Raw genomic sequence first — 10,394 nt, 5'->3', positions numbered from 1 at the left:
AGAGTACGAAGAAAGGTTTCGTGACGACCATGCAGCTGCTAGGCTAATGGCAGTCGGACACGCGAGATAGTCTCCAAAATCGCCGGGGCGTACCATTGTCTGACCTCGGCCCCGCTTTGTTCGGTCGGGTCTCCCAGAACTTGACCTTGTAGGACGTGTTCACGCCGCCTCCCGCAGCGACCAGAGCCACGCGTCGAGATCACTTCGATAGATGCGGATCTCGCCGTTGGGGAGCTTGAACCCAGCCGGAGCCCGACCGATCTCCCGCCACCGGTAGAAGGTCCGCCGAGAGATCCCGCCGAGTTCTTCGAGCACCTGGTCAACCGTGAGAAGTTCATCCCGCTTGCCGCTCACGCTGCCTCCGGAGTTGCCGAAAGTTCGGGGGTGGGGGTGTGGGTGGCTTGGTCGAGTTGCCTGCGTCGCTGGATGCGTTCGTTGATCAGCAGCAGTAGGCGTTGCTCTGCTGGTTTCACGTCCGGGTCGCCAGGCCCGGCGCGTTCCCAGACGTGGACGGCGTTGGGGTCGGCCGGGTTGGTGACGGGTACACCGGCCTCAGCGAGGCGTGCGAGGACCCAGGCTTTGCGGTCGGCTTTGTGGTCGGCCAGCGTCTTCCCCGACCACTTGCGGGAGACCAGGACGCGGCGGCCGCCGTAGCCGAGGTGTTCGCGTCGGTGTGCTTTGCCCTTGCAGTAGCCGGGCGTGAGGCCCTTTCGGGGGTTCTTGGGTTGGACGCCGTAGCGCAGCCAGTTCGCGCACGTGGGTGAGCACGGCTCGTAGCGGAGTGCTTCGGCCATCCGGTCGACGTGTTCGCGCTGCGCGGTGCTTTCGGCGTTGTGGCATTCGGCGACGCCCTTGACGAGGTACTTGGTCAGGTAGCCGATGAGCTTGCGGGACTGCGGGGAGTCGGCCAGAACGCCCTGTGCGTCGATCTGCCGCCCGAACCGCACCACGTGCAGGGGTTGGGCCTCCTCGTCCTGGCCGAGCGCGTCTAGCGCCTCATCCCAGGTGGGGAGGACTTCGCCAGTTGCGGGGTCGAGGTATCCGCCGTTCTCGCCCGCCAGCTCGTCCCAGACCGGGAGCCGTTCCCCCTCGAAGACGACGCGGTCGGTCGAGGGCCACCACACTTGGTGGTACGTAGCGGCCACCACTTGGCGCAGTTCGGCGCGGGAGATGGTGCCGCGGATTGCCATGTGCAGGTGGGGAGCCAGGCGCCGTTGTGGTTCGACGGCTGCGAAGTACTGCACGTCGTAGCCGACGAACCGGCGAAGGTTCTGCACGAACCGATCGATCAGCTTGGAGAAGTGCAGGGCATCACGGGCGGCGCGTGTGTAGTCGTAGGTGTCGGGGTCGATCGGGGTCCCGTCCGAGCGCACCCGCCCGTAGGAGTCCAGGGTCAGGGTGAGGAAGATCGACGGCCGGAACGCCTTGCCGTCCTTGCCTCGGAAGACCTTGCCGACCGTGCGGGAGTCGACCGGCCGCCGGGGAAGGTCGGGGGCATCCTGCCGCCTACGGGTCGACCGCGTCCGCCGGCTCTTGCCCTGTTCGGTCTTGAGGGAGCCGCGGACCCCCGTGCGTTCGAGCTCGTTGTCGAGGTCACGAATGACCGCGTCCCAGAACTCCGGCCCTTCCCCGTCCGCCGTGCCATCCTCGCCCGCGCGGTCACGAGCCGCCGCAGCATGCGCCCGCAGCTCCATCCATGCGCGTTGCTCCTCGTCCGGGTCAGCGCGCGTGATGATCGGTTCCTCGGTCAGGTGCCAGCCTTGACGGCACTGCACGGCCCTCAGCTTGCGCTTGCGTTCGGCGCAGGAGGGGCAGACCGAGGCCAGGGTGTGCCCGCACGGGACGTACACCACCTCGGCTGCGCCGGTGTTCAGGTCGACTCGGCGCATGGGCACGGGGCGGATGCAGACGCCGTGTTCGACCGCGACCGCTTCCAGCACCCCCCGCGCCAGCGGAGGAAGGGTCTTGACCACCGGTTCCGGCTCGGGGGCGTCGAGGGTGGGTTGGGTGACGCGGGCAGGGGGTTTGGTCACGCCGCCTCCACATCGGGTAGGGCGAGCGCGACCATCGCGCGGATATCGGCATCCGAGACGTAGGCTGCCCGCACCCGCACCGGGTCAGGGGAGGCTTCGAGCCGGACGAACCCGACCCCCGCGCCGATGTGCGGGACCGGTGAGATCTGGTCGGCCAGGGCGCCACGGTCGCGGGCACCGTCGCCAAGGACCATGTCGACCTGTTCGTCTTCGTCGAGGCGCAGGGCGATGCGGTCGGGGAACAGGTTGCGCAGGTTGTTGACCTCTTTGCGCGCGTCCTGCTGGGCACCGATGACGCAGTACCCCACCGACCGGCCTTGCGAGGTGAGCACCGCAAGCGCGGACTCGGCCCGCTTGCGTAGGTCGCGTTCGGGGCAGTAGGCGGTCAGGAACGCCAGCTCATCGACCACGATGACCCGGAAAGGAAACTCCCGCGCCGGCGTGAACGACCGGGTCACACCCGCGAAGCGTTCGGCGCGAGCGTTCATGTCCTCGGCCGCCGCCTCCAGCAGATCGACCATGCCGCCCTTGGGATCGGAGGAGTACCGCCCGTACCGCTCGAACAGCACCCGCCCAAACGACAGCTCCATGCGCTTGGGATCGACGGCCCACACCTCCACCAGCCCGGACAGCGTCAGCGGCAGCAGCGCCCGGACAGCCGACCAGATGACCGAGCCCTTGCCGGCCCCCGTCGCCCCCGCGATCAACACGTGCGTGCCGAGGAGCCGCAGCCGCCAAGGTGAGCCGTCCTCGCACCACCCGATCACCAGGCCGGACAGGTCGACATCGGAGGCGTCCGGGACGGGGAGAGCCGGTATCGGTTCGGCGAGGGCATCGCGGCGGACGAACTCCAGCCAGACTCGTCCCGGACGGTCCCCGTCCCGCACCCGGACCAGGGATGCGCCGAAGCCGTGCGCCAGGTTGGCCGTGACCCGTTCCCATGCGTCGGGGGCTTGGCCTTTGAGCATGCGGACCAGCACCCGATCACAGGTCGGTCCGGAACGGACGCGGACGAGGGAGGGCAGGTACTCCCGACCTTTGTGCACTGTGGTCAGGCCCGCCGTGACCAGGACCGGTTGCCAGTGGCGCCGGTAGACGAAGGTGAGGCGCCACCAGGACTGGACGGGACGGGCGATCCAGCGGACGAAGGACGGACGGTCCACCCCCGCCCACACGCCCAGGCCCACGGCGACGAGGGCCAGGACCAGGACGGGGACGGTCCACCCGTAGGCATAGCCGAGCCAGCCGAGCCCGGACGCGGCCGAGACGGGGACGATGTTGCGGACCAGGAACACGACCGCGCGGACGAGTGCGCGGACGGCGTTGACGATGAGGACCAGACCCTCGGGCATGTGCCACACCGGAGGCGCCCACTTCGGGGCCGCGAACGGGTCACGCTGGGTTTCGACGGCGACGTTTTCGCCAGGAGCGAGCTTGCGGAACTCCCATGCCATGATGGGTCACACCTCTTCTTTGTGCTGTTCAGGGGAGAGAAGCGGGGCGGCCGGAGGTACCAGCTCCAGCCGCCCCACCTAGATCAGGCCGCCGGGCTCTCGGCGGATTCGGCCGGGATGTTGTTGAGGGAGTGGAGCCGCTCCACCTCGGCCGTGAACCGGGAGACGACCTCCAGCAGCCGCCGCGCGTTCTGCACATCGCCCGCCTCTACGTCGAGCCTCCGGCCGGACAATGCCAGCGACAGGCCCGGCGTCGAGATCGTCAGAATCGGGCTCGTCGGCGGATCGTCGGAGTAGGTGATACAGCCAAAGCGCGTATCCGCGCCGAAGTGGACGCTCACCGAGCCGTATCCGTCCTTCACGCCGCATCCTTCGCGGCGTTGTCCTTGCCCGAGCCGCGGGCCGCGCCGCCCTTGAAGTTGGCCGGACGCACCGCCGCCGCCTTCAGCGAATAGGCCAGCCGACCGGTACCGGAGTTGACGTACGGCGTGACCGACAGCCCATCGAACTCCACCGGCACGAACGGGAACCCCGCCGGAGCCTCCGGCATCACCGGCTGCACCGGCGCCATCAGCTTGACCTTGAACGTCCCCTTGGACTCCGGATCGGCGTCCAGGACCTCCACTGCCCACACCAGTTCCCCGGTGTCCTTGTCCCGCGCCTGGACGAAGTTCTCCCGGGTCGACCGGTCGAAGTCCCGCACCGGCTCGACACCGCCCTTGACGAACGCGCCGTAGGGGAACACGTCCCCGAACGCCACCTTGAACGGACCCTGCACTGCCATCTCTGGCTACCTCCAGACATTCACCCGTCCGCTTGTCCGGACGAGTGCACGCCTTGAAGATACCTCGCACACTCGACCGAACAACCTCCTACTTGAGTGACCTGTGTCACATTTCACGGGCGGGCAGGTCAAGCCGCCACGCGGTCAGTCCGGGACGCTGTACACGTCCTCCAGCTCATGCAACGACCCCGGCATCACGACCTGCGCCACGAACTGCACCGCATGAGAGGCGTCATGCAGACTCGCCAACGTCGCCAACACCGGCTCACTCTCCTTGATCCCCAAGAGCTTGGCTTCGTCGCCGGCCGGGAGCCGCGCCGTCAGTCGCTCGGTGATGTGGTCGATGCGCAGGCCCCTGACCGTACGCAGATGATCCCGCAGCCCGACCGGCAGGGGTTCGGGCTTGTCCAGGTCGGTACCGAACGTCAGCTCTTGCGGGAACCAGCACGTCACCACCTCCGAGGCAATGCCGTCCCGCTCAGCGACCCAACGCCGCGCCACCACCCGCGCCCCACCCGAATCCAGCGGCCCAGCGACCGGGCCAGGCGCCTCCACCTGACCGACATCGACCAGCCGCAGCCCCGCCGAGGTCTCCGGCTGATCCAACACCGTAAGGCCCGGACGCGACGGCCGCGCAGCCGAGGCAGGGCGCCCCTTGACGAACGAGCCGCGCCCGTGTTCACGGGTGATCCATCCGTCCTGCTGAAGCATCTGCAACGCCCGGACCACCGTGGTACGGCCCACCGCGAACTCCCGGACAAGCTGAGATTCCGAAGGAAGCATCGAACCGGGCGGGTAGTCGCCGTTCTCGATCCGGCGCCGCATCTCCAGCACCACCCGCGCGTACTTCGGAGGCTCGAACTCCAAGCTCGACATTACGACCACCTGACTACTAGGACGCTTGACCACACAAGCGGCTCACGTGGGCAGGGTAGCGACCACATCCGCAGACGTCACGCCCCAGGGCCGCCGCAAGCAGTACCGACACCGCCACAGCCCCCACGACACGGAGCATTCAGGGACTCAAAGGATTCAGACCACGTGGTGCGGCACCGGGAAACCGGCGGCAACCAGAGCCGTGCGCACCTCACCGACCCGGCGAGGCCCGATGTTGCGCACCTCGGCCAGTTCACGCGACCGCAGCAGCCCGAGCACATCCCCCACCGTCGCCGTACGCCCGCGATCGTTGCGCAACGCGTTCAGCACGTGAGCCGACAGCCCCAGGCACTCCACCGGGCACGCCACCGTCACCCGGTCACACTCATGCGGACCCTCACCCGGCACTGCCACCGACTGCGCATGCAACCCCGAGGCCCGGCCCGCTTCCACCAGCAGCCGCAGCAGATCACCGACCGTCCGCACCCCAAGACAAGAGACCGGGCACTCTGGCCCGATCTCTTCATGCCCCGCCCGATGCGTGCCAGTTTCCGCGCCGATCACCTCGGCCACTGCCACCCCCGCGCGTGCACGATCGCCTCCCGCAACTGCCCCGGGTCGCCCGCCTCCACCAAGCGCACATCACGGCGGATACGCACCATCGCCCACCACGCCCCGGTCGCTTGTCCGTACCAGGCCACGACCCCGGAGAACTCCCGCTCAATCTGCGCCGCCACCGGCCGCCGCGCCGTCTCGTCCGACGACGCCACCCACGAGACACCCATCACCCACACCCACCCGACGACGCCGAAGAGCCCGAGAAGGCCGAAGAGGTCGAGGCACCGGCGAACGGCACCGCCAGCACCCGCGCGATCCGCTCCGCCGCAGTGACCGTGTCCGCCACCGGGCACAACGGCTCCAACTCCACCGGCGAACTACGAGTCGGCCCGGACCACACCCACAACCACCACAGCACGCCCTCACGGGGACGGCACAGCACCTCTTGCCGCAACCCCGGCGAGAACACCTGCCCCTGCGGGTCATCAGGGCCCGGCTCACCGGCCGGGTTACGCACCCGCACCGCGCCATGCCCCCACACCTCGGCCACCAAGCCCCGCGTCTCCAACGCATCCACCAGCGCCAACGCCCCCGACCTCCAGGACTCACCCAACGCCACCCGAGCCACCACACGACCCACGACCACCACTCCACTCCCAGACAGAAGACGAAGCGGGACCGCCAGGGCGACGACCATCCGGAGGAGACCCACCAACCCCGAAGGCGCGGCCACTCGGCGGGAATCGACCACGCCCACAGCCGCCGCAACACCCACCGGCCCCGCAGCCCGCTACGCCGCACGCACCCCACGAGCCGGAGCGCACCAACCACACCGCACCCGCTCGACCTCAGGGCCGGAGCCGCCCGGCATTCCCACCAGCACCGCCCGACGAGGATGGACGAACTTCCACCCCCGGCCGCTGCAGTGCCCGCACCCGCTGTTTGCCTGCTTGTCGCGCATGCGGCCAACACTCTCGCCTCGAAACGTCCCATTGAAGGTCCTTCTTAGGTCTTCTATAGGACGTTACAAGGACGTTTGATCGAGTTAGCCGTGTCACAGTGTCCGCTCAGTGCCCGTATCACCGCTAAAGTCGGACACGAAGAGGACACACAGCGGAGGGACCAGCGATGCCGCGCCCAGCAGGCAACACACGACTCAAGGCCGCCCGGCAGCACGCCGGGTACGCGTCCCAGCAGGCACTAGCCGACGCGATGACAGCAGCCGCCCCCCTGCTGGGCTTGGGCCACATGCAGATCAGCGCCCGACAGATACGACGCTGGGAGTCCGCATCCCCGCCATGGCCCCGCGCCGACCACCAACGCCTCTTGGTTCACGTCCTGCAACTGCCCATCGAAGAACTGGGCTTCACCCCACCCTGGGAGACCGCAGACGCCCCGGCCCCGGCACGCCCGAGCACCAGCGCACCCACCACCCACGGCCAGGGAACCGGTGCCGCGCTCCCTCTCCCCAAGGCCAACGCCGCCGTCCAACCCCCCACCGTGGGAGCCGACTTCTCCGCCATCAATGGCGCCCTACGCCGCCTGTACTTCTCCGTCCAGCCCGCGCAGCTCCACCCGACCGTGGTCGAACACACCAAACTCGGCACCCAGCTACTTGCCGAGACCACCGGCGTCCCGCGCACCATCCTCGCCACCGCGCTCGCGGAGTCGCTGCTGCTGGTCGGCCGCATCGAGTTCTTCGACCTACGCCAGCCCGACGACGCCGACGCCTCATACGTCCGCGCCCTCCAGGCCGCCGGAGAAGCCGACGACCCGCTACTAGGCGCCGCGATCCTCGCCCACGCCGCATTCATCCCCGGATGGGACGGCCGACGCGACGAGGCAGCCGAACGCATGCGCGCAGCCCGCACCTACGCCCGACGCGGCAACCCACCCGCCGAGTTCTGGGCATGGCTAGACGCGGTCGAAGCCGAATGCGAGACCCGCTGCGGACACCCCCGCGAAGCCCTTCGCCTCATCGACCACGCCGAACGCATGCTGGCCGAGAGCACCGGAGCGCCGGCCCCCGACTGGTTCAACTGGTTCTCGCCGGTCAGCCTCGCCTCATTCAAGGGAGACACCCAGCTCAAGGCCGGTCAGCCTGCCCAGGCCAAGGCCACACTGCTCGGCGTCCTGGAGGCGATCGGCGACACCAACGCCAAACAGCGCGCCGTCATCCTCGGAGACCTGGCCGCCGTCGAGGTCGCCCAGCGCAACCCCGAGGCCGCATGCACCTACGCAGAGCAGGCCCTGGACCAACTCTCCGTCACCTGGTACGCCACCGGCATGGACCGCGTGCACGACGTCCGCCGCGCCCTCCAGCCATGGGCAGACACCGACTGCGTCCGCCGCCTGGACGACCGCCTGTACGGCTGGCAAACCACCCTCAGCGCGCTGCAGCGTTGAACTCAGCGATACGGCCCGGAAGCTCACCCAGCGAATCAATCCGCATCGTCGGAACGCGGTCGGCTTCCGGGTCGTCCTGCTGAATGATCCCCCACGGCCCCCGCCGGATCAGCGCCGTCCGCAACCCCATCTGCGCCGCGGGCATGATGTCGTTGTCCAGCCGGTCACCCACATACAGCACCTGGTCGGCCTCACACGGCGCCGCCTCCACCACACACCGGAAGAACCCCGGATCAGGCTTGGACACACCCCAGTCATCCGACGTCGCGATCATGTCACTGGGCAGCTCCAGCGACCGCAGGATGCCACCGGCCCGCACCGTCTGATTCCCCGCGATCCCGACCCACAGCCCATCACCCCGAAGCTTGGCCAGCGTCGGACGCGCATCCGGGTACAAGTCCTCATCCCCGAACGTCTCAGGCCGCCCAACCTCGGCCCGCTCCTCACGCTGCTGCGTCAGATCGAACCCCGGCGCGAACACCTGGAACGTCTCCCGGTAGTCCAACCCCCGAGCGATCACCGCCCCGAACATCGCCGAGAACGTATGCCGAGGCACCCCCAACCAGTCCGCCCAAGTCCCATACTCCCGAGACTCATCAACCAGACACTCACCCACATCAAACACAACCGCACGAATCATGGCAGTACCCTACGTCCACAGATATCCGCCAGGCCCAGCGGCCCAGCCGAGCGATACTTCACCTTCCTCGGGGCAGGCAAGCCGGCTCAAAAACGCATGGGCGATGAACTCGCAATCAATACTCGTTGAGCCAAGAACTGCACTAGATCGATATCTGCGCCGAGCAAGCTCGCCTCTCGCGAAAAGGGAAGTATCAGCTCCGGGAGATCGCTTGCGTCGCCGTCCTTCGCGTGCACGATTCGGCAACGCAAATCGTACACCCTATTAGCAACTTGATCAATAATATCGGTTTTAGGGTTACCGAGGTCGATGCGCGCCACATTCTTAATTGCTTTCGAGTTGACAAAGTGAGGTTTCCTTTCAGGATCATCAGAGATGTATCCACGGAGACGCTCCACGTCCACGCAGTTGCGAATTGTGGCCTTAAGTTGATCTCGTTCGCCACCGTAACCTTTTCCAGATCGACTCGCCAGCAGCAGTATTCTCGAGAGGTGAGAATCATCGCTGGCATCAAAAGAGGGATCTCGCAATTCATTTTTAAGTTTGTCGAGCGCGTCTCGCCGACTGTACATTGGGAAATGAAATTCGAGAACCTGATAGTATGCAAGGTACTGCAGGAGCGGCATTCCAAGTGCAGAGCGGGCATACCGATATAGGCTTAGCGGCTTTGCTTGGTAATGATTCTTGGGCATACTGGGTGTATAATTGCTCGGCGCAACCAGCTTCCTGGCGTCGAGGCCAGTACGACTTTCCATCGAACGAGCAAGCGTATATGCCGTGCAATACTTTAGATCAAGTTCGAAGAGTACCGCATCTGACACTTTTTGCAAAAGAGATAGAGCCTCTTCATGGCTCTTGCAAGAAACTTCACGGATTCGTATCACCGGATCTCGATACTTCTTCCGATCACTATAGATACGGAAGCGATCTGAAGGTGACCCGAGTTCAATAACGGGCTCCCCCGGGCGGCCACTTGCCTCAATGGGGATGGTCCAGGTTTCAGTTTTCATTAGTATATCTAGTTGAGAATCATATTCAAGTACGCGGAAGTCCGACGTGCCGAGCAAAGTCTTATTGGCATCCATTCTGAGACCTGGAATGTCAAGCAAAGGTCGTTCGAGGCCTGTGCGGACCAACGAGGCTTCGATTATGCCCTCATCGATGAAATGGACCGCGCTGTAATCGCCCAAATATCTGACGAATTGAAATTCTGATGCGCGATACATCTCCGCTCGACTTGCGTCCGGTACTACACGCCACCGCTTCTCGCGGCCATTTGGAAGGCCAATTTTCAGGCATATCCTCCCGTAAGTTTGGGCATCCCATTCCACTTCAATTTTTGCTGAATTACAAATCCTCTCTACCTCAAACATTGGATTATCGGGAGAGATTTCCCCCTTCAAAGCTTCCACTGACTGGACAGTCTTAGATTCTTCAGGGGAGTCCGGGGTGATGTTCATGCTTATTACCGTAGCCCTATAGCGCTCACCTGTCACTTAGCTTAGGACCGTCAGACCCGATTCACGAAGCCAAAGGTTGCCGAATTGGGCTGTTTTGGATCAAGGGGCGGCGGCGCTCAGGCCGCTGCGCGGCCCCGCGCCAGGCCGCCCGGAGCGTGCGGCGTGGGCGCCGGTCACCGGACG

General features: G+C 66.0%; 12 protein-coding genes. 1 reads left to right on the top strand and 11 read right to left on the bottom strand.

All coding sequences use genetic code 11. The features are described 5' to 3' along the window. Nucleotides 1-159: 159 nt before the first annotated feature. The 9 genes from ACGFIS_RS37170 to ACGFIS_RS37130 form a co-directional block, all read right to left on the bottom strand. Nucleotides 160-354, bottom strand: coding sequence for an AlpA family transcriptional regulator (locus ACGFIS_RS37170; RefSeq protein WP_131982633.1), 195 nt, complete (start codon nt 352-354; stop codon nt 160-162). Then, nucleotides 351-1,973 carry a replication initiator gene (locus tag ACGFIS_RS37165; RefSeq protein WP_392906518.1) on the bottom strand — a complete coding sequence of 541 codons (1,623 nt, stop codon included), beginning with the start codon at nt 1,971-1,973 and terminating at the stop codon, nt 351-353. The genes ACGFIS_RS37170 and ACGFIS_RS37165 overlap by 4 nt, the downstream gene beginning before the upstream one ends. 56 nt (nt 1,974-2,029) lie before the next feature. Then, the gene (locus tag ACGFIS_RS37160; protein ID WP_392906263.1) at nt 2,030-3,487 is read right to left on the bottom strand and encodes an FtsK/SpoIIIE domain-containing protein; all 1,458 of its coding nucleotides are present in this window, start codon (nt 3,485-3,487) and stop codon (nt 2,030-2,032) included. Between the two features lie 83 nt (nt 3,488-3,570). Beyond that, the gene (locus ACGFIS_RS37155) at nt 3,571-3,849 is read right to left on the bottom strand and encodes a hypothetical protein (RefSeq protein WP_392906265.1); all 279 of its coding nucleotides are present in this window, start codon (nt 3,847-3,849) and stop codon (nt 3,571-3,573) included. Further along, a complete protein-coding gene (locus ACGFIS_RS37150) occupies nt 3,846-4,271 on the bottom strand; it encodes a plasmid replication, integration and excision activator (protein WP_392906266.1) in 426 nt (141 codons plus the stop codon). Before ACGFIS_RS37150 ends, ACGFIS_RS37155 begins: the two co-directional genes overlap by 4 nt. Before the next feature lie 144 nt (nt 4,272-4,415). Next, nucleotides 4,416-5,147: a GntR family transcriptional regulator gene (locus tag ACGFIS_RS37145; protein WP_392906268.1), complete on the bottom strand. Its 732-nt coding sequence runs from the start codon at nt 5,145-5,147 to the stop codon at nt 4,416-4,418. Between the two features lie 156 nt (nt 5,148-5,303). Beyond that, nucleotides 5,304-5,720 carry a hypothetical protein gene (locus ACGFIS_RS37140; RefSeq protein ID WP_392906269.1) on the bottom strand — a complete coding sequence of 139 codons (417 nt, stop codon included), beginning with the start codon at nt 5,718-5,720 and terminating at the stop codon, nt 5,304-5,306. Then, complete coding sequence (locus ACGFIS_RS37135; protein WP_184881852.1) at nt 5,708-5,932, bottom strand: hypothetical protein; 225 nt, start codon at nt 5,930-5,932, stop codon at nt 5,708-5,710. The genes ACGFIS_RS37140 and ACGFIS_RS37135 overlap by 13 nt, the downstream gene beginning before the upstream one ends. Next, nucleotides 5,932-6,291: a hypothetical protein gene (locus tag ACGFIS_RS37130; protein ID WP_392906270.1), complete on the bottom strand. Its 360-nt coding sequence runs from the start codon at nt 6,289-6,291 to the stop codon at nt 5,932-5,934. Before ACGFIS_RS37130 ends, ACGFIS_RS37135 begins: the two co-directional genes overlap by 1 nt. Before the next feature lie 542 nt (nt 6,292-6,833). Between ACGFIS_RS37130 and ACGFIS_RS37125 the strand changes: the two genes are divergently transcribed. Further along, on the top strand, nt 6,834-8,111 hold the full coding sequence (locus ACGFIS_RS37125) for a transcriptional regulator (protein WP_392906271.1): 1,278 nt from the start codon (nt 6,834-6,836) through the stop codon (nt 8,109-8,111). Here the strand turns inward: ACGFIS_RS37125 and ACGFIS_RS37120 are convergent. Together ACGFIS_RS37120 and ACGFIS_RS37115 are read right to left on the bottom strand one after the other, a co-directional pair. Then, complete coding sequence (locus ACGFIS_RS37120; RefSeq protein ID WP_392906272.1) at nt 8,092-8,751, bottom strand: HAD family hydrolase; 660 nt, start codon at nt 8,749-8,751, stop codon at nt 8,092-8,094. The two genes, ACGFIS_RS37125 and ACGFIS_RS37120, sit on opposite strands and share 20 nt — an antisense overlap. Nucleotides 8,752-8,837: 86 nt before the next feature. Then, a complete protein-coding gene (locus ACGFIS_RS37115; RefSeq protein ID WP_392906274.1) occupies nt 8,838-10,211 on the bottom strand; it encodes a hypothetical protein in 1,374 nt (457 codons plus the stop codon). Nucleotides 10,212-10,394 lie beyond the last annotated feature (183 nt).

Source organism: Spirillospora sp. NPDC048824 (assembly GCF_043198455.1).
GTDB lineage: Bacteria > Actinomycetota > Actinomycetes > Streptosporangiales > Streptosporangiaceae > Spirillospora.
The sequence above is the reverse complement of the archived record's forward strand: the minus strand, read 5'-3'. Positions and strand labels throughout refer to the sequence as shown.